This is a genomic window from Allobosea sp. 05T422_2, from assembly GCF_056396265.1.
On the sequence record NZ_JBFTLD010000019.1, the window covers coordinates 1 to 22,832 of the forward strand.

The 22,832-nt window shown below is 65.6% G+C and carries 21 protein-coding genes and 1 pseudogene; 14 read left to right on the top strand and 8 right to left on the bottom strand.

Translation table 11 applies throughout. The features are described 5' to 3' along the window. The 3 genes from AC1DJT_RS05725 to AC1DJT_RS05735 all read left to right on the top strand — a co-directional run. Positions 1 to 119, top strand: a 119-nt coding sequence (locus tag AC1DJT_RS05725) for an aldehyde dehydrogenase family protein (protein ID WP_476833710.1), incomplete at its 5' end; no start/stop codon positions are given. 169 nt (positions 120 to 288) lie between these two features. After that, positions 289 to 2,283 (top strand): COG3904 family protein, encoded by a 1,995-nt coding sequence (locus AC1DJT_RS05730; protein WP_476833697.1) that lies wholly within the window; start codon positions 289 to 291, stop codon positions 2,281 to 2,283. A 116-nt stretch (positions 2,284 to 2,399) separates the two neighbouring features. Then, positions 2,400 to 3,116, top strand: a complete 717-nt coding sequence (locus tag AC1DJT_RS05735) for a phosphatase PAP2 family protein (RefSeq protein ID WP_441508113.1) — start codon at positions 2,400 to 2,402, stop codon at positions 3,114 to 3,116. 85 nt (positions 3,117 to 3,201) lie between these two features. On the opposite strand, the gene fhuF is transcribed toward AC1DJT_RS05735, so the two are convergent. The 5 genes from fhuF to AC1DJT_RS05760 form a co-directional block, all read right to left on the bottom strand. After that, positions 3,202 to 3,930 (bottom strand): siderophore-iron reductase FhuF, encoded by a 729-nt coding sequence (gene fhuF / locus AC1DJT_RS05740; RefSeq protein ID WP_476833698.1) that lies wholly within the window; start codon positions 3,928 to 3,930, stop codon positions 3,202 to 3,204. Positions 3,931 to 3,946: 16 nt separating this feature from the next. Beyond that, on the bottom strand, positions 3,947 to 6,289 hold the full coding sequence (locus tag AC1DJT_RS05745) for a molybdopterin-dependent oxidoreductase (RefSeq protein WP_476833699.1): 2,343 nt from the start codon (positions 6,287 to 6,289) through the stop codon (positions 3,947 to 3,949). Between the two features lie 157 nt (positions 6,290 to 6,446). Continuing rightward, positions 6,447 to 8,045 (bottom strand): gamma-glutamyltransferase family protein, encoded by a 1,599-nt coding sequence (locus AC1DJT_RS05750; RefSeq protein WP_476833700.1) that lies wholly within the window; start codon positions 8,043 to 8,045, stop codon positions 6,447 to 6,449. A gap of 387 nt (positions 8,046 to 8,432) precedes the next feature. Beyond that, positions 8,433 to 9,089 carry a redoxin domain-containing protein gene (locus AC1DJT_RS05755; RefSeq protein WP_476769394.1) on the bottom strand — a complete coding sequence of 219 codons (657 nt, stop codon included), beginning with the start codon at positions 9,087 to 9,089 and terminating at the stop codon, positions 8,433 to 8,435. Between the two features lie 201 nt (positions 9,090 to 9,290). Continuing rightward, positions 9,291 to 10,196, bottom strand: coding sequence for a S1C family serine protease (locus AC1DJT_RS05760; protein ID WP_476769393.1), 906 nt, complete (start codon positions 10,194 to 10,196; stop codon positions 9,291 to 9,293). A 339-nt stretch (positions 10,197 to 10,535) separates the two neighbouring features. Here AC1DJT_RS05760 and AC1DJT_RS05765 point away from each other — a divergent pair, with 339 nt between their 5' ends. Further along, positions 10,536 to 10,916, top strand: a complete 381-nt coding sequence (locus AC1DJT_RS05765) for a VOC family protein (RefSeq protein WP_476769392.1) — start codon at positions 10,536 to 10,538, stop codon at positions 10,914 to 10,916. Between the two features lie 379 nt (positions 10,917 to 11,295). Continuing rightward, the gene (locus tag AC1DJT_RS05770) at positions 11,296 to 12,210 is read left to right on the top strand and encodes a hypothetical protein (protein WP_476833701.1); all 915 of its coding nucleotides are present in this window, start codon (positions 11,296 to 11,298) and stop codon (positions 12,208 to 12,210) included. A gap of 175 nt (positions 12,211 to 12,385) precedes the next feature. Here the strand turns inward: AC1DJT_RS05770 and AC1DJT_RS05775 are convergent, their stop codons facing one another. From AC1DJT_RS05775 to AC1DJT_RS05785, 3 genes are all read right to left on the bottom strand, one after another. Further along, a complete protein-coding gene (locus AC1DJT_RS05775; protein ID WP_476769390.1) occupies positions 12,386 to 13,534 on the bottom strand; it encodes an NAD(P)-binding domain-containing protein in 1,149 nt (382 codons plus the stop codon). Between the two features lie 102 nt (positions 13,535 to 13,636). Beyond that, positions 13,637 to 14,239 carry a hemerythrin domain-containing protein gene (locus AC1DJT_RS05780; protein ID WP_476769389.1) on the bottom strand — a complete coding sequence of 201 codons (603 nt, stop codon included), beginning with the start codon at positions 14,237 to 14,239 and terminating at the stop codon, positions 13,637 to 13,639. 69 nt (positions 14,240 to 14,308) lie between these two features. After that, positions 14,309 to 14,938, bottom strand: coding sequence for a hydrolase (locus AC1DJT_RS05785; RefSeq protein WP_441508120.1), 630 nt, complete (start codon positions 14,936 to 14,938; stop codon positions 14,309 to 14,311). A gap of 122 nt (positions 14,939 to 15,060) precedes the next feature. Here AC1DJT_RS05785 and AC1DJT_RS05790 point away from each other — a divergent pair. The 9 genes and pseudogenes from AC1DJT_RS05790 to AC1DJT_RS05830 all read left to right on the top strand — a co-directional run. Continuing rightward, a pseudogene (locus AC1DJT_RS05790) lies at positions 15,061 to 15,576 on the top strand (LysR family transcriptional regulator); the annotation flags it as partial. 127 nt (positions 15,577 to 15,703) lie between these two features. Continuing rightward, positions 15,704 to 15,958 (top strand): LysR substrate-binding domain-containing protein, encoded by a 255-nt coding sequence (locus AC1DJT_RS05795; protein ID WP_476833711.1) that lies wholly within the window; start codon positions 15,704 to 15,706, stop codon positions 15,956 to 15,958. A gap of 108 nt (positions 15,959 to 16,066) precedes the next feature. After that, positions 16,067 to 16,720: a M15 family metallopeptidase gene (locus AC1DJT_RS05800; RefSeq protein WP_476769388.1), complete on the top strand. Its 654-nt coding sequence runs from the start codon at positions 16,067 to 16,069 to the stop codon at positions 16,718 to 16,720. Between the two features lie 536 nt (positions 16,721 to 17,256). After that, entirely contained in the window at positions 17,257 to 17,685 is a 429-nt protein-coding gene (locus AC1DJT_RS05805) for a DUF2721 domain-containing protein (protein ID WP_441493719.1), read from the top strand. A gap of 272 nt (positions 17,686 to 17,957) precedes the next feature. Then, positions 17,958 to 18,740 carry a GntR family transcriptional regulator gene (locus AC1DJT_RS05810; protein ID WP_441493720.1) on the top strand — a complete coding sequence of 261 codons (783 nt, stop codon included), beginning with the start codon at positions 17,958 to 17,960 and terminating at the stop codon, positions 18,738 to 18,740. Then, a complete protein-coding gene (locus tag AC1DJT_RS05815) occupies positions 18,737 to 20,242 on the top strand; it encodes an ABC transporter substrate-binding protein (RefSeq protein ID WP_476776858.1) in 1,506 nt (501 codons plus the stop codon). The genes AC1DJT_RS05810 and AC1DJT_RS05815 overlap by 4 nt, the downstream gene beginning before the upstream one ends. A 6-nt stretch (positions 20,243 to 20,248) precedes the next feature. Further along, on the top strand, positions 20,249 to 21,175 hold the full coding sequence (locus AC1DJT_RS05820) for an ABC transporter permease (protein WP_476833702.1): 927 nt from the start codon (positions 20,249 to 20,251) through the stop codon (positions 21,173 to 21,175). Beyond that, the gene (locus tag AC1DJT_RS05825) at positions 21,172 to 22,029 is read left to right on the top strand and encodes an ABC transporter permease (protein WP_476833703.1); all 858 of its coding nucleotides are present in this window, start codon (positions 21,172 to 21,174) and stop codon (positions 22,027 to 22,029) included. The genes AC1DJT_RS05820 and AC1DJT_RS05825 overlap by 4 nt, the downstream gene beginning before the upstream one ends. A gap of 11 nt (positions 22,030 to 22,040) precedes the next feature. Continuing rightward, positions 22,041 to 22,826 (top strand): SDR family NAD(P)-dependent oxidoreductase, encoded by a 786-nt coding sequence (locus tag AC1DJT_RS05830; RefSeq protein ID WP_476769384.1) that lies wholly within the window; start codon positions 22,041 to 22,043, stop codon positions 22,824 to 22,826. The last annotated feature ends 6 nt before the right edge of the window (positions 22,827 to 22,832 follow it).

Below are 22,832 nucleotides of genomic sequence, written 5' to 3' on the forward strand. Positions count from 1 at the left end.
TCGAGATGTCGCCCTTCGGCGGCATCAAGGATTCAGGCCTCGGCTACAAGGAGGGCGTCGTCGAAGCCATGAAGAGCTTCACCAACGTCAAGACATGGTCCCTGCCCTGGACGAGTTGATCTCCGCCGCCGCAACGCGCGCCGATCGTCCGGTGCGCGTCCGGAACAGACCGCCTGTGCGTGGATTTAGCCGGCTCGCCAGCCATGCCGTCCACAATCCAGCTTCATCCCCCGCTAGCGGACGCCCCAGGTCTCTCTGTATGGTTGCGTTAGGTCAGGGGAGACTGTCGTGGCTATCGCGTTCGGGCAATTCATCGGCGCCTTTCTGTTGGCCGTCATTCTGACGACGATCATCTCCGCGCTCATTCGCAGATTCACCACCACCTCCCGCGTGTTCATCGCCAATGGGCTCTCACTGACCATCGCAACGTTGCTGGGCGGTCTGGGAATGGCCGATGGCGGCGATCCAGATTTTTTCAACTCCTTTGGAACATACGTCCTTCCCCAACTGGCGGTATTTGCCATCGACTTCCTGCGTAGCCGTGGCGCGGCTGCACGCGGGCGGACAAAGCCCAAATCGATGGCCCTCAATCGGGCTGATCCGCCCATGCGCGGTGCTGCGCGCGATATCGCCGCGCCTGCTGCGCCTTCGTCCGCTGCGGCGGCATCCGGCCCCGAGGCCGATCGGCAGGCGCGCCTCCTGCCACCACCGATCGAGCCGGCTGGCCCCACCAATCCCCGGAAGAACTTCATCGTCCGGCACTGGCGCGGCGAGCTGAGTCTCGGCTGGTCCTTCTGGGGCATCGCCGTCCTGGGCAACATCGTCGCGCTGATCACGATCCTGGTGCTCAACCTGATCTTCTCCACCGACACGGGATACGATCCGGCACCGCTCTTTTGGCTCAATGTTCTGACCTGGCTTGTCGTGACGCTCATCGCGGTCTGGCAGGTCGTCGGCACCTGGAGGTCAGCGACACATCACGCGGAGCGGCGTGCGGCCTTGAGCCTGGGCGCTTTCTGGTCCAGGGCCGCCAAGGTCAGTCTCGGTCTCGGCGTTCTCAGGTTCCTGAGCGATCTGGTCAACGGGGCAGCGCCTCAGCTCGCCGAGCTCTACGACATGGCCTGGAGAGGCGACCCTCGGCTTCCAGCCTATTCCTTGCGGGTCATGCGAGATGGGACGGAGATCGAGATCACAGGCGGGATCAAATTCGGACTGGCTGCGGATTTCGAGCGCGTGATCAAGGCCTCGCCTCGGATCAAGGTCGTCCATCTGCACAGTTTTGGAGGGCGCCTCGGAGAGGCCGAGAAGCTGCGACAGAACATCGAGGCGCGCGGACTGATCACTTATGTTTCCGCGCGGTGCGAGTCCGCCTGCACGCTTATCTTTGCAGGCGGCCGCGAGCGATGGGCGCCCCGGTCCGGTGGCCTCGGCTATCACGGCCCAGCCTTTCCCGGCATGACAGCGGCGGATCTGGCTCCGTCCGTATTGGCCTGGAAGGCCGCCTATGTTGAAGCTGGACTGTCCACCAGTTTTGTCGACCGCGGACTCGCCGTGCCCAGCGACAAGATGTGGCGGCCGACCATCCAGGAGCTTGTCGCCGCAAACGCGGTCACGCACCAAGCGACTGGGAGTGAGTTTGCGATATCGGGCTATGGTGCCAACCCTACGCCTGACCAGCTGCTATCACCGTACCGAAAGGGCTGGCCGGCTCTGGCAGCGATCCAGGCGCGCCTTCCTGACGACTACGAGCGCATCAGGCGCGTCTTCGCCGATGGGTTCACAGCCGGAGCCACCGAGGGCCAGATCATCGCGGACTACAGGGCTGTGCTGGCACGATTGTTGGCAGTCCACAGATCAAAGGCCGACGATCAGGTGCTGATCGATCAGGCGAATCTCCTGATCGATCAGTATCGGGCGCTTGGGCGCTCGGATCCTACGCTGTGCTATCAATATGCTGCCTTTGGTGGCGGCAAAGTGAACACAGCGGGAGCGCTCTCCGATGAGCTCACTCAGCGCGATCTGATGCTGCAGGAACGCATGATCATGACCTCCGGCCCGCATCCGCCGATTCCCGAAGCAGTCTCGGACGTCTTGCTGAGCAAAGTCCGGCAGTCGCTGATCCGTCGCTATGGCGCTGACCGGATTGCGATTTTTGCTGCAGAGACGGTCGCGCCTGCGCAGCATGCCGATTACTGCGCGATATCGACCGCGTTCTATCAGGAGATTGTCGCGATGCCCCCAGCGATGGCCAGCACGCTGCTCAGGGCGCTTGATGCGCAATAGATCGTGCGGTCCCCTTTTGCAGGGCCGGTACGACGATCCCGTTCTACGAATACGCCGCGCGGGGCCGAGCGCAGATCCCGCTATTCCTCGGCAAAGCGCCGGGTTACTCTGGCCCGATGGAAGCCCCGCATCGCGCCTTTGGCCGGGTCGGCAACAGGGTACAGCCCTCGCGGCTGGCGCCGACCGCCTTTGCCGTCGCTGTGCTTGGCCTGTGCTTCCTTGCCGGCGAAATGATCGCAGGCGATCTCGCGCGCCTCGACATGGCGGTGCTGGCTGCTTTCAGAAGCGCCGGTGATCTGGGGCAGCCGCTTGGCCCGGCATGGCTGAAGGAGGCGGGCCGCGATATCACGGCATTGGGCAGCTTTGCCATTCTCGGCATTCTGTTCGCTGCGACGGTCGGCTATCTCATCCTGATCGGCAGGCGGGATGCGGCGAAGCTCGTGAGYGTGACCGTGATGGGCGGAGCTGTGGTCAGCGCCGCGCTCCAGCTCTGGCTCGACCGGCCGGGCCCCGACGGGCCCTATATCGTCTTCACCGCGAGCTTTCCGAGCGAGCATGCGACACTGTCCGCGATGACATTCCTGACGCTTGGCGCCTTGCTATCCCAGCTGGCGACCGACAAGCGGGTCAGGGTCTATCTGATGTCCCTTGCGATCATCCTGACTTTGGCGGTCGGCCTCAGCCGCATCTATCTCGGCGTGCATTATCCCAGCGATGTCCTGGCAGGATGGTGCATCGGCAGTGTCTGGGCCGCGCTCTGCTGGACTCTTGGACTTCGTCTCCAGCAACGCCGCGACGATCAAGAGCCGGCGGCGGTGCCGGCTGAATCATAGCCCTGCCTCGGCGTTCGACAGACGGCCTCGCGCTTCCACGTCCAATGGCGCCGACATTCGCTGCCTGGGCGCGCTGAAGCGCCGGCTATTCAGGCACCGCCCTTGCGGCCGGCAACGGGCAGGTAGAGCAATAGCTGCGCTCGGGAACGAGATAGCGGATGCAGCAGATCCGGCGCCGCCGGCCGCTTCCCTCATCCGGATCGGTATAGGACACGGGCTTGAAGAGCGGGTTGGGCTTGCCATTCGGCAAGCGTGCACTCTCCAGAAAGCTCAAGGCCTCGGCGACGGCGTCATTGACGCCCATGGCGCGTTCGATGCGCCGCACGACGAATTCGAACATGTTGCCGGCATTGCTCCAGAGCACTTTTCGCGAGACGCCGGCAGCCGCCGACAGCGTCAGGACCATGGGCTCGATATGTCCCTGGATCAGCGGCATGAAGCGCGGGCCTTCATCAGCCGGGGCCGCATTGCTCCCGATGCCGCGCAGGTGGATGTGGCGTGTCGCGCCATCGGGACCGAAGGTGCAGCCAATGGCGGCCAGGTCGATATCGACCGCACTTTGCGCCATCAGCGCGAGCGCCAGATAGGGCGGCAGCAGCGTGGCGAAATGCTGTTTCGACCAGAGCGAGGCGATCGCGCGGCGGTCGCCTCCAGGGCATTGCTGGGAATAGAGCGCGAGCAACTCGGCCAGCCGCGCGGCATCGCCGAGATCGCTGCCCGGCGAAGGGGCCGGCGCATCCGCCGCCAGGACGAAACGGTCGCCATAGGCCGCCAGTTCGCCAGAAAAGAGCGGCGCAAACGCCGGAATGGTCATTGTGCCGCTTCGGATGCTAGGTCGGTATCACCTGGCGCGCGGGCGGGTCATAGGCCTGGATCGGCGGCAGATTGCCGTCGAAACGCTCGACCTGGACGGTCGTCAGCTGCCCCGTGCAGCCCTGCGCCAGCGCCGAGGTTCCGACATCCCGGGTCAGGACATTGGGGTTGCCGTGGACGCAGAGCGATTTGTCCTCGCTCGGGTCGGCGGGATCATACCAGGCACCGGTCGGGAGCTGGATCACGCCCTGGCGGATGCCACCGGTGACGCGTATGCCGGCAAGGCAGGCGCCCCGCTCGTTCGAGATCCGAATGATGTCGCCATCGGCGATGCCGCGCGCGGCCGCGTCCGCGGGATGCATGCTGGCGACCTCGCGGCCGCGGTGCTTGGCCTCGCTGCTATGGCCGCCGAAGTCGAACTGGCTGTGCAGCCGCGTGCGCGGCTGGTTCGCGACCAGCACATAGGGCGAGGCCTTGTCCGGCACATTGGTCGGCCCGAGCCAGGTCGGGTGGCCCGGGCAATCCGCCTCGCCAAAGCTCGCGATCGTCTCCGAATAGATCTCCAGCTTGCCGGTCGGCGTCGGCAGCGGATGCCCCGCGGGGTCCTCGCGGAATTTCCGCAGGCGGCCGCCACCATCGGGCAGTTGTGGCAGCTCAAAACCCTCGCCCGCCCAGAATTCCTGGAAGCTCGGTGCCGGCAGGCCCTGGGCCGCGAGTTCGACGCGCGTCGGCTCGTAGAGATGCTCCAGCCATTGCCGCACCGTACGGCCCTCGGTGAAGGCCTGGCGTGTGCCGAGCCGCTCGGCGAGATCGGCGAAGATCGCGTAGTCGTCGCGCGCTTCCCCATAGGGCTCGACGACGGGCTGCATCGGGACGAGCAGCGGGTCGTTGGAACTGCCGCCGATATCCTCGCGCTCGAGCGTCATCGTGCAGGGCAGCACGATGTCGGCATGGCGCGCCGTCGCCGTCCAGGCCAGCTCGTGCACGACCAGTGTGTCGAGCCGGGCGAAGGCCTGGCGCAGGCGGTTCAGGTCCTGATGGTGGTGGAACGGATTGCCGCCGGCCCAGTAGACCAGCTTGATCTCGGGATAGGTTCGGGTCTGGCCGTTATAGCGATAGCTGGTCCCCGGGTTCAGCAGCATGTCGGCGATGCGGGCGACCGGAATGAAGTCGGACACCCCATTCCGACCCTGCGCGAAGGTCGGCACCGGCACGGCATTGTAGCGCCGCCCGTAATAGGCGATTGCGCCCAGCCCATAGCCATAACCGCCGMCCGGCAGGCCGATCTGGCCGAGCGCAGCCGCCAGCACCATGCCCATCCAGACCGGCTGCTCGCCGTGCTCGGCGCGCTGCAGCGCATGGGCGACGACGATCAGCGCGCGCCGGCCATGCAGCCGTGTCGCCAGCGCCGTGATCGCATCGGCCGGAACGCCGGCAATCGCCGCGGCCCAGGCCGCATCCTTGGGCTGGCCGTCGGTCTCGCCCAGGAGATAGCGCTCGAAGATCGGCCAGCCGACCGTGCAACGCGCGAGGAATTCGCGATCATGCAGGCCATTGACGACGAGGGTGTGGACCAGCGCCATCATCAACGCCGTGTCGCTGCCGGGATTGGAGGAGACCCACTCCGCACCTGCCTCCTCCGGCAGGTCGCCCCGGAGCGGCCCGACCAGCACGAACTGGCAACCGCGTGCCCTCGCCCGGTCCATGGCGCCGCGCTCGACATGCTTGCTGATGCTGCCGCCGGCCACCATGCTGTTCTTCAGGGCCATGCCGCCAAAGGCGAGCACGATCTCGCTGTGATCGGCGATCTGCTCCCAGGAGACGTTGCGCTTCACCAGGTCCTCGTAGTCGCCGATGACATGGGGCACCAGGACCGAGGACGCGCCCGAGGAATAGCTATTGACCGAGCGGACATAGCCGCCGACCGAGGTATTCAGGAAACGGTGGATCTGGCTCTGGGCGTGGTGGAAGCGCCCTGCGCTTGCCCAGCCATAGGAGCCACCGAAGATCGCACCCGGGCCGTGATCGTCGCGGATGCGCGCGAGCTCGCCCCCGAGCAGATCGAGCACGGCCCCCCAGGACATCGGCAGGTACTCGTCGCGTCCGCGCCGATCGTCCGGCCCCGGGCCGCGCTCGAGCCAGCCGCGGCGGACCATGGGCTGTGCGATCCGCGCGCGATGGCGCAAGGCGGCCGGGAAGTTCTGGATGATTTCGTTCGGATCGGGATCGCCCGGGTGGGGCCGGACTTCGAGCCGGCCATCCTGCATGCGGGCCGAGAACACGCCCCAATGCGAGGTATGCGGGCGAAAGGCGTCATCCGCCGCAGAAGGCTCGGTGATCTGGTCGTTCGAATGGGTCATCACATGTCTTCCCAGGCGCCAAAGCCGCCACAGCGATCATGGCATCCGGCATAGTGCCCCTGGATCGCAAGAGATTTCTGCGGCCCTCCCCGATGAGTGCCGCCTCAAGCCGAACTGACGCGCCGGCCCGAAGGCCGGCACGCGTCATCCGGCGGCCTCAAACCGCCACAACATATCCATCGCGGCGCGGGTCGGCTGCGCCGGTCATCACGCCGGTTGCGGGGTCGATCGCCACGGCTTGCATGCCGCCGCATCGCATCGTCCAGCCGGCATCAAAGGCCTCGATCTCGTGGCCGCGCCGCCGCAGCTCTTCAATCGTCCCGGCTGCGATACGGTTCTCGGCCTGGATGAAGCGCCCGTCCCAGAGCCGTGCCCGCGGCGCCTCGATCGCCTCCTGCAGCGGCAGGCCGAAATCGAGATGCTGCACCATAGCCTGGGTCTGGGTCTGCATGATGCCGTAGCTGCCGGGCGTGCCGAGCGCGAGCACCGGCTTTCCGGCGCGCGTCGTGATGCTGGGCGACATGCACATCGGCAATTCGTCGCCCGGCTTCGAGCGGTTCGGACTGCCGGGCTGGACATCGGCCCAGTACAGGAAATTGTTGAGGCAGAGCCCGGTGCCCGGCACGACGATGCCGCTGCCGAAGGGGCTGCCGAGGCTGTTGGTGATGCAGACCAGATTGCCCTCGGCATCAGCGGCCGAGAACGAGGTGGTATGGGCGGGATCCTCCTTGTCCTGCGGCGTCCATTGCTCGGTCGGGCCTTCGATCGGCTCCCCGTCGCCGATGCGCTGGCGCAGGCCCGCGATCGCGGCATCGGAGAAGATCTCGGCCAGGATCTCGGCGGAGGGATTGTTGCTGGCGATCCTGAGGCCGGCCGCGAGCCTGATGGCCCGATAGACCAGGTCGAGATGCTCCGGCCYATCCTTGCTCAGGCCTCCCAGATCGAAACCTTCGAGGATCTTGAGGCTCAGCAGGAACTGGAATGCCTCGCAGGGCGGCGGCGGAACATGGATATCGAGGCCGCGATAGCTCACGGCATGCGGCTCGCGCCAGCGCGGTTGCACGGCCGCGAGATCGGCCATGTTCATCTTGCCGCCGAGCCCGCTCAGATGTCCGACGATCCTTTCGCCCAGCGCGCCGCGATAAAGATGGTCCGGTCCCTTGGCCGCGATCTCMGCGAATGTGCCCGCGAGATCGGCCTGGCGCAGTACCTGGCCGAGCTTCACCGGTCCGCCATCCGGCAGGTAATTGGCGCTGAAGGCGGGATAAAGCTCCGGCGAGGCCGCGAGGAGCGGCGCCTGCTCGTTGAACTCCTCCACACCGAATTCGGAGAGCGCGAATCCGTCCCGGGCGAGCGCGATCGCCGGCGCCAGGATCTCACTGAGGGGCTTCCTGCCATAGCGCGCCGCCAGCTCGCACCAGCCCGCGAGATTGCCGGGAACCGCGACCGCATGCGGGCCGCGCTCCAGTTCGGCCCGCTTGGTGAAGCGTTCGGCCGGGAAGCTCGCCTGGATCGGCGGTACGAAGTCGAGCACGCGGACGCGTTGCTCGGCGGCGCTCCAGAGCGTCGCCGAGCCCATGCCGGTCAGGCTCGACATGAAGGGCTCGACCACGGTCAGGGCGGCAGCGGTTGCTGCAATCGCGTCGAAAGCGTTGCCTCCCTGGATCAGGAGCCTGGCGCCGGCCTGGGCGGCGAGCGGGTGCGCCGCGGCAACCATGCCGTGGCGAGAAAACAACGTGGGGCGGCGGCCATGCATCGTCAGTCGTCCTTGCGTCCCTGTCCTCAGGCTGGATGCGATCAGAGCACAGTTCGCCGGCAAGGACAGGCCGCCAGCCCACGCTTTTCGAGGGGGTGCCGCCGGAGCTACATGCATGGCTGGGGCGATGATCGCCTCAGCCATGCGCTTCTGGAAGGAAGCAGGAATTGGAGGGGGAGCCGATCGTCGTCGGGGCTGATAACGGCGCCTCTGTCGGCTCGTCATCCTCTCCTGGTGAGAAAAGCCTCGAAAGGAAGCGGTTCCCGCTGGTGCTACCGAGATAGGTTGCCTGCCCGGCCGCTACGGTTCAGAGCGAACAGGCGTGATCACCGCTGTTCGCCGCTCCTCCTCCCGCTCTTCATCGAGTGCGCCCGCCCGCTGCCTGGTTCAGGACGCAAAGAGGGCTCGCGCTGCAGCGAGGATTTCCGCCGTCGAGGGGAATTTTCCGATACCGGCGAGCCCTTCGGAGCCGCATTCGATGTTCGCCCAGCGGATGACTCCATGCGGATCGATCAGGAACTGGCCCTTGAGCTGGGGCCATTGCTTCTCCATGTCGGAGTGGTCGGTCGGGCTCTCCCTATAGCCGTCGAGCCTGGTCAGCCTGTCAGAGGCCTCCCTGATCGGCACGGGCTGCGGGAACTCATCATTCGGATTGATCCGCAGCGTCGCAAAAGCCTCCAGTAACTCCGGGGTCGCAGGCGGCTTCGGCACACCATAGGCGCGATGGGTGGAGAGCTCCGGATCGACCGCCAGGCGCAGGTTGCTCGGGCGGAATTTGAAGTAGAGCTGCGCGTTCTCCAGCGGCGTTGCCACAATCCCAAGCGTTTCCACACCGATGGCCTTGAGCTCGCGATCGGTCGCCGCCATGTGCGCGATCGCCCGCCGGCAGAACGGGCACCACAGCCCCACGAACAGCGCAAGAAACACCGAATGCCTTTCGCGGTAATCGGAGAGCGACGCGATCCCGCTTCCGTCGACCGTAGGGAGGACAAAATCAGGCGCCAATTCGCCTGGCGAGGCCGGGGGCCGGAATCCATTTGCCATACGAAGACTCTCCGCCTGACGAACTGGATCAGTTGAGAACCGGCAGGATCATGCCGGGGCCTCGGCCGGCAGGCAGGAACCTATTCCGGCCGTTCAAGTATAACTCTGCCGCAGCCCGGTTCCCAGCCTTACGGTGCAGTGCGGCGGGATTCCGTACGCGTCGGCGCTCGGCCCGGAGTCTGCTCCGCCCCGCTTCGCCGCTCACTGCAGATGCGGCTTCTTCAGAAAGCTGCCCCTGTCGGCCGACCGGATGCGAAGCCATGTCTCGCGGCCGTCGCGGACGACCCTGATCGGGACCTCGGCGCCTGCCGGGCCGCTCGCCCAGAGCTTCCGATAGAAATCGGCCAGGCCGTCGATCTCGCCATCGCGAACATCCGAGATGATGTCGCCGGGACGCAGGCCCGCCTGGGCTGCCGGCCCGCCTTCGGCCACGCTCATCACCACGACCTTGCCATTGCTCTCGGCCGAGAAGGCGCCGAGCCAGGGGCGTGGCGGCTTGTCGACCCGGCCCCGGGCGAGCAGATCGTCGAGGATCGGCGGAAGCAGATCGATCGGCACGACCATATTGACGTCAAAGATCTCGCCGGCCCGGCCCATCCGCAGGTGCAGCGAGCCGATGCCCAGGAGCTTTCCATCCGGTCCGAACAGCGCCGCACCACCCCAGGACGGGTGCGCCGGGGCGGTGAAGATGGCTTCGTCCAGCAGATATTCCCAGTAGCCGGCGAATTCCTGCTTGGCCACGATATTGGCCTCCACGACTTGCCCGATGCCGTCTGCAAGCAGGACGGACTCGCCGATTTCGGCATCAGTGGCGGCGCCGAACGCGACCGCCGGCAGGTCGAGCCGCTCAAGCGCCTGGACCAGGCCAAAGCCGGTCTCCTGATCATAGGCCAGCGCATGCGCTGGCACCACGCGACCAGTCCACGTCGTCAGCCAGACGTCCTCAGCTTCGGTAATCAGATAGCCGATGGTGAGCACCAGCCCATTGTCCCGAATGACGACACCGCTGCCTTCCCGCCTTGTACCCAGCGCGGAGGCCGTAAAGGCATCGGCAGGAATGGACGAGCGAACGCCCACGACGGAGTGCAAGATCGGGCCGATGCTCATCGTTCCATCCTGAAAGGGCGCGGCGCTGAGATCGAGGCGGTGCGCCGGCCGGCAGAAACTGGATAGCTCTCTCAAAAGGTATGAACCGGCCTGATCGACACAAGGCCCCGACGATGATTGAGCGGCCGGTTACCCGAATGTGATCGACACAGACCGGCCGCTGGAGACGCCTCCGCCCTTCCCGTCCAGGTTGTATTCCTCTAAATTGCGGATGGACACGGGAGACAACAAGGGATCGGGGCCCTGTCCGGACAAAGCTCGACATGCGGAACAGGGCGAGAGTGGACCACAATCCATTCCTCAGGAAACAGCTCTAAGGCACTCATCATGCGAATCTATGTGAGCAGCGTCTTCGTCGACGACCAGGCCAAGGCACTGGACTTCTATACCGGCACGCTTGGCTTCATCGTGAAGAACGATGTTCCCGTCGGCGACTACCGTTGGCTGACGGTCGTATCACCGGAGGAACCAGGGGGAACGGAACTGCTGCTGGAGCCCAGCGCGCATCCGGCGGTCAAGCCTTACAAGGACGCTCTCGTCAAGGAYGGCATTCCCGCAACCTCGTTCCAGGTCCAGGATCTGAATGGAGAATTTGCAAGGCTTAGCGAGCGCGGGGTCGTGTTCACGCAGGAGCCGATGGATGCAGGACCTGTGCGGATGGCGGTCCTGGACGACACCTGCGGCAACCTCATCCAGCTGATCCAAATGAAACAGGGCTGAACGCCATCAGCCTTCCCGAAATCCGGCATCCGCCTTTACGACAGATGCCTAGCTTGTCGGTGATCATGCGCCGGGACACACCCTGTCGCAGGCACGGCCGCATGGGCCAACAGGTGCACCGACGACAACAGTGCTCTCCCCCAGTCCCAGCTCGGTTGGCACAGGCCCACGTGACGTTGCCCCTCGGTCCCAATCCAGTTTGACGTTCGTTTGGTACACAGAGGCGCCAAGGCGGTCTTAGCCGCTACGGTCAACAAGTGGTAGGAACGACCGGTTACCGGGGCATGGCGGCGTGATGACGAAGCTTGGTCTTGATTGCAGAATGTCGGATGCAAGCTGCCGCTCGCAAAGAACCTGGCTCCATCGAAAGAGAAGTCCTGTGGCCCGCTCGGTGCTGATCACGATCGCCGTTGCGTTCGCCGGTGCGGCCCTCGCCGCCGAACCGCAGCCGAGCAAGGCTCTTCCGCCTGCATCGGCAACGGCAGCCTGCCTTGAGCTGAACAGCCTGCCAAACGACGTTTTCGGCTTCAATTCGGGAAGTGACGTCAATGATCTCGGACAGTTTTCTCTCTCGGGAGCGTATGGCGGTTCGTTCGGAGCGCGCAGCGGCCCACTCGCGTMGCACAACCTCAATGTCCAGGCGACCTACTCGCCATGGCGCTGTGTCGAGCTCGATCCCTTCGCCTTTGCCGGTGTGACCAATTCGAAGACGTTCGGTGCGAAGGCCAACGGCTCCACCGTCGGCGGCGGTATCGAGATGAAGTACAAGCTGCTCGGGCGCGATACAAATGGCGTCGGCCTGACCTTCGACGCCGTGCTCCAAGGCGCGGCAACCGCTGGCGCGTTCTACACGCTCACCGGACGATCGCGCAGTGTCTATGACGGCGTCTTCTCGGTGTTCCTCGACAAGGAACTGGTCGCCGGCAAGCTCTACGGGGCTCTCAACGTCAGCTACGACTGGAACTATCAGGACCTCGGCTCGCCAAGCGGCGGCTATGCCAGAACCTCGATAGCTCGCATCGGCGGCGCGCTGACCTATCAGCTTGCGGACAGTTTTTTCATCGGCGCCGAGGCAAGCCATTTCCGGCGTTACGATAACCTTGCCTTCGGTCATCTCCTCGGTCAGGCAACGTTCGCGGGGCCGAACTTCTATTGGGCCTTCACGAAAGATTGGGCACTCTCCGGTGCCTGGAGTATCCAGGTGGCCGGTCGCGCCACCGGTGTTGGCGGCAATGTCGATCTGACGAACTTCTCCCACCACATCGCCAAGCTGAAGCTCAACCATGATTTCTGACGTGGTTCACGCCGCTTTGGCTTGCGGGGCGGATGGCTCGCACCCAGAGCCGATGACGACGGCTCATAGCGGATGATGGCGAAGCCCTCGGAAGCGCGCCGCGCTGCTCGGCGAGGTCGAGGACTTGAAGGCCAGGATACAGCCGATCGACGGTCAGGTTTCGGCAATCGAGCAGCTAGCTGACGAGGCCGAGATAGCCCGCAAGTTCGCGCGCCGCGGCAGCGCCCGCCCGGTTGGCGCCGATCGTCGAGGCCGAGGGGCCATAGCCGACCAGATGGATGCGCGGGTCCTTGGCGACCTGGGTCGCGAGCCGGGCTGTCATGACGATGCCGCCCTTCTCGTCCCGGATCTGCAGCGGCGCCAGATGGTCGAGCGAGCTGCGAAAACCGGTGCACCAGAGAATGACATCGGCCCTCTGCTCGGCTCCGTCGGCCCAGCGCACACCCTGTTCGGTGATCTCGCTGAACATCGGCACACGCTTCAGCACGCCGCGCTCGCGGGCGGCAAGCAAGGCCGGTGTCAGTGGAATCCCGGTCACCGACACGACGGAGCCGGGGATCAGGCCCTGCCTGACCCGGTCTTCGACCATGGCGACGGCGGCGCGCCCATCTTTCGCCGTGAAGGGACGGTCCCGAAACTGCGGCTCCCGCCTGGTGACCCAGGTGGTCGAGGTGACGCGGGAAATCTCATCGAGCAATTGCAGAGCGGAGATGCCGTCGCCGACCACGATGACATGCTTCCCGGCGAACGCGTCGGCTGTGCGGTAATCGCGGGTGTGAAGCTGCCGGCCCAGGAAGCGGTCGGCTCCCGGATAACTCGGAATATAGGGTGTCTCCCAGGTGCCGGTGGCATTGATGATGCTGCGGGCCGAGAAGGTTTCGCGATCGGTCTCGATCCTGAAGCGGTCGCCGCGGTCGCAGACGACCTTGACCGCCACCGGGCGATAGACCGGCAGCTGAAACTTGCGTTCATAGGCCGCGAAATACCGGGGAACAGCCTCGGACGCCCTCACCTCGGTCAGGCCGGGTTCGATCACATCGGAGAACTGCATGCCCGGCAGGTCATGAATCCGGTTGACCGTGCTGAGCGTCAGCGACGGCCAGCGATATTGCCAGGCGCCGCCGGCTTCCGGGGACTTGTCGAGAACGAGATAGTTCCTGCCGGCCAGAAGACCGAGATTCTGCAGGTGATAGGCGCTGGACAGCCCCGCCTGGCCGGCGCCGATGACCATGATATCGACCTTGATCACGGCTCGGACATCGCCCCTCAGTGGGGACGACTCGGTCGTATCGGGCGGGTCGGAAGGCTCGAGATCGGCGCTCATTCCCAAAGCCATGAGACAGGAAGCGCGCGAACTCAAGYCATCCTCCCAAAGCGCAGGCACGACACCTGCCGCGGCGCGGTCGACGCCGCTTGCCGCGAAGGGTCACCCGAATTCCGGATCATCCCGGGTGCGTTCCAGGATGAGGGGGATAATCAGATCCTCTTCATCCCAGAGATGCCGCAGCAGGGTTCGGTCGAAGCCCTCGATCTCTCCGGCGATCCGCTCGGCCACGCGCAACACGTCCCCGTCGCGCCCCGAGACCTCGCCCGACAGCGCTGCGATGAGCTCGCGGCTGGCGCTTCCGAGCCGGTCGATCGCGCCATGGATCACATCGTGGTCATTGTCGAGGATATCGAACCCCTTCTGCAGCCTCGGTGCCGCGGCGGCAAAGGACGGGAAGTAGTGCTCATCCTCGACGCGGTGATGTCCATCGAGCTCGCCGAGCAAAAGGCCCATCCGGCGCTGGAAGAGCGGTAAGAACGCGGCTGGGGACGTGCGACCTTCCCTGAGATCGGTTGTCATGCCGCCGATCAGCACCGAGAGCTCCCGAAACAGATCATGCCTCTGGAGCCAGCCTTCGGCCAGCCCGTGCAGGCTCGGATCATTCGCCCACTGGTCGCGCGGGAACTTGCGCAGCAATGCGAGTAGCTCATCCGGCAGGCCGCCCCTCACCTCGACATTGAGTGCCCTGTCGATGTCCTTCATTTCGTCGCTCCTTTCCGCATTGGGGCGCTGGGCCGGCCGTGGCCGAGAACCACGGCCGGCCCAGGCCTATCAGCGCGTGCCTTCCTTCAGGCCGAGCAGCTGCCATTCCCAGCGCAGCCCCTGTCCGAAGCCACCGCCATGTTCGGCGAAAAGCTTGGCGACCTCGTCAGCCGTCGGGCGCGCCCAGTCGCGCTGCAGCTCGGAGACATAGGCAATGGTGGTGAGCGGCTGCGCGCCGGCCTGGACCATGCGCTGCACGCCGCGCTCATGGCCCTCGGTGCTGCCTCCGCCGGATGCATCGGTGACGATGTAGACCTCGTAGCCGTCGGCAAGCGCGTCGATCACCGGCATGCTCAGGCACACTTCGGTCCACAGACCCGCCATCACCAGCTTCTTCTTGCCGGATTTCTTGACCCAATCGAGGACGCGCTGATCATCCCAGGAATTCAGCCCGGTCCGGTCGACCGGCGTCTGATCCGGGAAGACGGCCTGGACCTCCTCGAACAGCGCCTGGCGCTCGGCGAAGGCCGTGGTGAGCAGGGTCGGCACCTTGAACAGCTTCGCCGCCTTGGCGAGGAAGGTCGTGTTGTTGACGACCGCTTCGCTGGTGTGGGAGCGCAGCGCCAGCAGCTGCAGGTACTGGTGATCGATCAGCAAGAGCGCGTGATCATCGGGGGTGAGCAGAGAACTCTTGGCCATATCGATATCTCCGTAGGGTTCGATCGAGGCCGCGGCCCCGATGCCTCAAGAGATATTCGTGGAACGAATTTGCCTGTAGTCGGCCATAACGGTACTGTCCGTTCCAAAAATGGAACGACGCGATGCAGGATCTCAATGACCTTTTCTATTTCGCCCGTGTCGTCGAGCATGGCGGATTCGCACCAGCCGGGCGCGCGCTCGGCATGCCTAAATCGACGCTGAGCCGCCGCATCGCGCTGCTCGAGGACAGGTTGGGGAGCCGGCTCCTGCAACGTTCGACGCGGCATTTCGGGATGACCGAAGTCGGCGAAGTCTATTACCGGCACTGCGTGGCGATGATCGCCGAGGCAGAAGCCGCCCAGGAGGCGATCGACAACACCAGCGCCGAACCACGCGGGATGATCCGCGTGACATGCCCGATCTCGCTGATGCTGAGCTTTGTTTCCCCGGTCATGTCGCGTTTCCTGATCGCCCACCCGCAGGTGCGCGTGCAGCTCTCTGCAACGAACCGCCGCGTCGACGTGATCGAGGAAGGGGTCGACATCGCCCTGCGCGTCCGGTTTCCTCCGCTCGAGAATGAGGGGCTGGTGATGAAGCGGCTCGCAGAGAGCCGGCAGCTCCTGGTCGGAAGCCCGGCTCTGCTCGACCGGTTCGGCCGGCCGGAAACGCCTACGCAGTTGAGCCGGCTGCCAGGGCTGGATCTGATCYGGTCCCCCCCCCAGACATGCCTGGGAGCTTCGCAACGCTGCGGGCGAACCTGTCAGCATCGCGTTCGAGCCGCGATACGCCACCGACGACATRGACGCCCTGCGGCAGGCGGCCGAGGACGGCGTCGGCATCGCTCAGCTCGCGGACTATCTGGTCATGGACAAGGTCGCCTCAGGAACACTGGAAATCATCCTGCCGGATTGGACGCTGCCGAGCGGAATCGTGCATGCGGTCTTTCCCTCGCGCCGTGGGCTGTCACCGGCTGTGCGCGGCTTCATCGACTTTCTCGCGGCGGAATTCCAGGCGAGATGACCCCGGCCAGMCTGCGGCAGCGTCCCTGACGCGCACTGCCTTGCCCATCCCCGAGGGCCGGACGATCCCGCCTTCCCTTGACTGCATCGGGCTGCGACTGTGCTGGCCATGCCTGCACCTCTACGCTCCCTTGCACGCTTCCTCGCACGCCCCCTGCGCCTGGGTCTCCTCGCCATCGCGCTCCTCGGCAGCGGCTGGGGGAGCGGCGCCCATGGTCAAGCCAGAACGGGCGTGCCGGCAACTGCGGATGTCGCTGGCCCCTACGGACCGGGCGGCGTCTACGCGCGGATTCCGGCTGTCGATGAATACGGACGGGATCAACTGGCGATGTTCCGCGCCTGGAATCCCGATCCGCTCGGACATCACGAGGCCAATCTCCGGGCGATCCAGCCGGCGCTCGCCAGGGTGGTGGGCCGGGCCCAGGCCGACAATCCCGACCTGCGCTTCGTGATCGGCTCAGGCCGGCGCGACCGCACACTGCAACGCCAGGCGGTCGCCTGGGGCTGGTCCAGGGTGCATGCGAGCTCACACCGTTCGGGTAATGCCGTGGATCTGTGGCCGCTCGATGTGGAGGGCCGGGTGATCTTCGATCCGAATGCCCAGAACCGGATCGCAGTTGCACTCAAGCGTGCCGCCACCGAACTGGGCGTATCGCTGCGCTGGGGGGGCCGTTTCCGCGGCTACAAGCACATGGACCGCTCGCATTTCGAGCTGTCGTTCGGGGCAAGGGCCTCACGGAAGGTGGGTTCCGCCTCCCGGTGATGAACCTCTGGCCGGACAGAGTGCAGGCGGGCAAAGCCGAGAATGGCAACCGCTTCATTGACCAACCCCGGTGGCTGGCTGTGCGAGAAGGCCAAGGTCCACGTTCGCCTCGGCCCCGTTCGAGCGTACGGGTTGGCCCGACAGCGGAACCAAGTATGGTGCGCGGCAATACCTCTCTTGGCTCATATCTGAATTCTGGCGCTTCGTCTTCGTTCAGCAGCAGGTCGAGAAACCTGTCATGAGGACGTTTGAATTTTCACCGATGCAGAAGGGCGCGGGCTTCAACCTCGATGCGGTGAAGGCGAAAATCGACGTCGCCCGAACCGACATGGTCAAGTAAGGGCCAAGCCTACGGCCAAAGCCATATCACGGCAGGCGGATCAAAGCTGCCCGACGTGACTTATCCGCAGATCGCGACGCTTTCTGGAAGGGCGCCATGAACCCCAAATACGCTGCAGCCCCACTCGCGCCCCTATGGGCGCCGCAGGGCCGTCACGCCCCGCACGTCAAGCAGACGCAGCGGGCACGGTGAAACGGTGCTGTCCGAGCTTCCCTCCGTCAATCACCTGTCGCTGGTCATAACCCAGGCAGCGGCACCCGCCTTCCTCCTTGGCGCGGTGGTCGGCCTCATCTCGGTCTTGATCAACCGCCTCGAGCGCATTCTCGACCGGTCGCGAACATTGAACGCGCTGGATCGTTCGATCGCCCCGGATCTCAAGGCTGACTTGCCCCGCCTCGAACGGCGAGCAGGCTTGATCAACAGCGCCATCGTGTTCGCGATTTCCAGCGGGGTGACGACGATCCTGCTGATGGTTGTTGCCTTCGCCCTCGCCTTCCTGGGCTTAGCTCACGAGCGCGGCGTAGCGTTTCTCTTCGTCCTGTCCGTTGGACTGTTCGGCGCCTCGCTCACTCAATTCCTGCGCGAGGTCCAGATGGCGCTTCAGAAGATCGATCTCATCAGTTGACCGAACGCCCGGGCCAGATCATCGGACCGGATGCGGATCCGGTCCGATGATCCAATCTTTCTTAATGGGCATCAGCTTTCCCGAAATCCGCAATCCACTTTTCGGGCCCATGCTTCAGGTCCTCACCGCCTCCGAAGAGACTGTAGCCCCTGCGCTATCGGCCCGGCCCGAACAGCCGACCGCGTCGTGCGCGTTCGACGCCTCCAAGGCATTCTATTTGAGATGTCACAAAGCACTTGTGAAATCTCAGAAGCTGATCCAGCATGCCTGCCATGCTCGATACCTCGCCTGCGTTCGCGCCATCCTCGTCGCTCCCGGTTGCGGAGACGCAGCTCGATGTCGCAAGCCGGCGGCTGCGCAAGGCGGTCGTCTCCTGCGAGCTTGCGCCGGGCGAATTCGTCCATGAGGCCGCCCTGGCCGAACGCTTCGCACTGGGCCGCGCCGGTATCCGCGTCGCGCTGACCGAGCTCACCGCGGCCTGCTTCGTCGACCGGCACGCCCGCCAGGGTTGGCAGATCGCACCCGTCGACGGCGCCCTGATCGCGAGCGTACTGGACGGCCGCCGCAGGCTGGAGCCGTCGCTGGCGACGCTGCAGCCGAGCGGGCAGACCCAGGCTGCACTGGCCGCGCTGCTTGGCGTGATGGACTCTGTCCGGGGCCGGACCGAGCCGGTGGCGCTTTCGACCGCGCGCTCCGCCGAACGGCAGCTGCGCAACCTGCTGGCCGCGGCGACCGGGACGCTTGCCCGCCGCTGGCTCGGCGACATCTGGGACCATGCCGATCGGATCGTGCGCATGCTCGACCTCGCCGGCCATCCGATTGCGCCGGCTGAGCTCGGCGATCTCGTGAGCGCACTTGCCGCTGGCGATGCCGAGGCGGCGAGCCTCGCCATCGCCGCGGAGCACCGGCGCTTCACCGAGGCACTCGCCCAGGGCCTGATGCTGGCGGCATCGCGGCCCGCGCCACCACCGGCCCGCTCGGCAAGGCGCTCGCGACGGACGACGACCATCACCACCGACCAGCCCCGCCCCCTCTCGAAGGAGCAGCAGCGATGACCCCTCTCTCACGGAATGCTCGTCTTGCTGCGCTGGCCGCAGCGCTCGCTTTCTCTGCCGCCCCCGCCCATGCATCGAAGGAGCGCTTCGTCGTCGACCTCGTCAACGAGCCGTCCTCGCTTGATCCGCAGGTGCAGTGGAACCCCGACAGCTACTATGTCTACCGCAACATCTTCGACAATCTCGTCACCCGCGACGACAAGGGCGAGATCGTCCCGCAGGTCGCGACGAGCTGGAAATACCTCTCCGACACCGAGATCGAATTCGAACTGCGCTCCGATATCCTCTTCCACGACGGTTCGAAGCTGACCGCCGAGGATGTCGCCTACAGCGTCAAGCGCATCACCGACCCGAAATTCGGCAGCCCGCAGCTCGGCCAGTTCGACAAGATCACCGATGCCGTCGCGCTCTCGCCGACCAAGGTGAAGCTCACCACCAACGGCGCCTATCCCGCCCTGCTGGCCCAGCTGGTCAAGCTCTCGATCGTGCCGAAGGCGGTTGTCGAGGCCGTCGGCAAGGATGCGTTCAACCTGAAGCCCATCGGCAGTGGCCCCTATAAATTCGAAGGCTGGCAGCGCGGCGTCCAGGTCTCGCTCACCCGCAACGATGCCTATTGGGGCGACAAGGGTCCGTTTCCGGCGGTGATCTTCCGCGCCGTGCCGGACGGAGCGACCCGGGTCGCCAATCTCCAGGCCGGCACCAGCGATCTCGGCGTGACGCTCGACAGCGATCAGGCGGCCCAGCTCAAGTCGTCGGCCAAGGCCAAGGCCCTGATCGGCCTGACCGAGCGCGTCGCCTATCTGCGCCTCAACACCACCAAGCCGCCGTTCGACAACGTCAAGCTGCGCGTGGCGGCGGCCCATGCCATCGACAAGGAAGGCATGGTCGACGGCCTGCTCGGTGGCTTCGACAAGCCCGTCTCGCAATTGCTGACGCCTGCGAGTTTTGGCTGGATCGAGGGCATGAGCGGCCCTGGCTTCGACCTCGCCAAGGCCAAGGCCCTAGTCGCGGAGGCCGGCCCGGCGGCAAAGGCCGAGATCGAGCTTGCGACCGCACCGGTCTTCGATCAGCGCATCGTCCAGGCGATCCAGCAGCAGCTCGTCGATGCCGGCTTCACCGTCAAGATCGCGATGACCGACATGGCGACCTATCTCAAGCGCTCGCAGGCCGGCCCCGAGGCCACCTCGACGCTGAGCTTCGGGCGCTGGTCCTGCGCCTGCCAGGATGCCGATGGCGTGCTCTTCCCGCTGGTCCACAAGAGCAGCGGCTGGTCGGCCTATCGCAACCCGAAGGCCGACAGCCTGCTCGAGGAGGCGCGCCAGACGCTCGACAAGGACAAGCGGCTTGCCGCCTACAAGCAGGTTCACGAGATCATCGCGACGGAAGCCCCGCTCGTGCCGCTCTATCAGGCGGCCGTGCTCTACGGCGCGACCAAGAACCTGCAGTTCAAGCCGACGCCGAATGAAAGCATGTTCCTGAACCGCATGAGCTGGGTGGACTGAGGCTTCGTGCAGGGCTTTCTTCTCAGGCGTGCCGGACAGGCGCTCGTCACCATCCTCGGGGTGGTGACGCTGATCTTCTTCGTCCAGCGCCTGACCGGCGATCCGACCTATCTGCTGGTGTCGGAGACCGCGACCAAGGCCGATGTCGAGGCGCTGCGCCATGCGCTCGGCTTCGACCGGCCGCTTCTGCTGCAATATCTCGACTTCCTGGCTGATCTCGCCCGTTTCGATCTCGGCCAGTCCGTGGTGCAGCGCGTGCCGGTGCTGACGATCATCGCCTCGCGCCTGCCCTACACGCTGATGCTGGCGGCGGGCGCGCTCGTCGTCGCCTGCGGCATCGGCGTGCCGATGGGCATCCTGCTCGCGGTGTTTCGCGACAGGCCGATCGCCAAGGCTGCTTCCGGCATCGTGCTGGCGGCCCAGAGCATGCCGACCTTCTGGAGCGGCATCCTGATGATCCTGGTCTTCTCGGTGCTGCTCGGCTGGCTGCCACCCTCCTCCACCGGCGATTTTTCGCATCTCATCATGCCCTCCTTCGCGCTCGGCCTGCTCAGCATGGCGACCTTTGCGCGGATCACCCGCTCGGCCCTGCTCGACGAGCTCTCGAAGGACTATGCCCGCACCGCCCGCTCGCGCGGGGTCCGCACCGGCCGGCTGCTGCTGCGCCATGTCGCCCGCAACGCCTCGATCCCGCTGATCACAGTCGCGGCGCTGGAAATCTCGAACCTGCTCGCCGGTGCGGTGATCGTCGAGACGGTGTTCGCCTGGCCCGGCATCGGCCAGGTGACTGTGCAGGCGATCCTGGCCCGCGATTTCATGATCGTGCAGGGCGTCGTGCTGATGGGGGCCTTCGTCACCGTGCTGCTCAACCTGCTCTCCGACGTGCTCTACAGCATCATCGATCCGCGCATCGTGCTGGACGGGGCGCGATGAGCGCGATCGCTGCCTCCAGCCCTGGCCCGCGCCGCCGCCTCGCGCTTGGCCGCTGGTGGCCGGTCGCGATCATCGCGCTCGTGGTGCTGGTCGCGATCCTGGCGCCCTGGCTCGCGCCCTATGACCCCAATGCCCAGAACCTCGCCGGCCGGCTGAAGCCACCAGGCACCGTCTCGCGCAGCTTCCATTACTGGCTGGGCAGTGACGAGCTCGGCCGCGACMTGCTCAGCCGGATCATCCATGGTTCGCGGGTCTCGCTGATCGTCGCCTTCGCCTCGGTCATCCTGTCGGGGACCGTCGGCACGGTCCTGGGCATGATTGCCGGCTATCGGCGCGGGTTCGTCGAGGTCGCGGTGATGCGCGTCGTCGATGTCTTCCTCTCGATCCCGGCCGTGCTGCTCGCGATCATCACCGTCGCGGTGCTGGGGCCGAGCCTCGTCAACGTCATCATGGTGCTCGCGCTGACGCGCTGGCCGCGATACGCCCGCGTGGCCTATAGCCAGACACTCACGGTCGCGACGATGCCCTATGTCCGGCTGGCCGCGCTGATGGGCGCCGGCGCCGGGCGCATCCTCTTCCGCCATATCCTGCCCAACATCATCGGCGCGGTCAGCGTCGTCGCGACGCTCGAATTCGGGCTGATGGTGCTGTTCGAGGCGGGCCTTTCCTTCCTGGGGCTCGGCGTGCAGCCGCCGACCGCGAGCTGGGGGGCGATGCTCTCGACCGGCCGCAACTATKTCGCGACCGCCTGGTGGGCTGCGACCCTCCCCGGGCTTTGCCTCTTTGTGCTCGTGCTGGCCGTCAATCTGACGGGCGATGCCGTGCGCGACCGCCTCGACCCCCGTTTCCGCTAGGGATCATGACCATGTTCGACGACATCAAGGGAAGACGCGCGCTCGTCACCGGCGCCTGCGGCGTGATCGGACGCTGGATCGCGGAAACGCTGCACGAGGCCGGCGCGGTGCTGGCGCTGACCGATGCGCGCGAAGACGAGCTTGCGGCCCTAGCGGCTTCGCTCGGGCTCGGCGGCGAGAGCTTCACCAAGGCGGCCGACCTGACCGACGAAGCCTCGATCAAGGCGCTTGCGGCCGAGATCGGTACGCGCTGGGGCGCGGTCGACATCCTCGTCAACAATGCCGGCATCTATCCCAGCGGCTTCCTGCTCGACACCTCGACGGAAGAGTTCGACCGGATCTTCTCGGTCAACCTGCGCGCACCCTTCATCCTGACCCGGGAGATCGCGACGCAGATGGTGCGCCAGGGCGTCAAGGGCTCGATCATCAACATCTCGTCGGGCGCCTCGCGCAAGATGCGGCGCACCGTCGTGCCCTATTGCACCTCCAAGACGGCGCTCGACCGGCTGACCAAGGGCTTTGGCGTCGAGCTCGCCGAATTCGGCATCCGCGTGAATGCGCTCGAGCCCGGCTTTGCCGCCGGCAGCAAGGTCAGCGACCTGACCGAGGCGCATATCCAGAGCACGATCTCCCAGATCCCGCTCGGCCGCCCCTCCTCGCGCGAGGATGTCGGCAATGGCCTGCTTTATCTCGCCAGCAGCGCCTCGGCCTATGTCACCGGCGCGACCCTGACGATCGACGGAGGCAACTCCATCGGCTCGCTCGCCGTCCATCAGGACAAGAAGAACCCGCTCTAGTGGAGG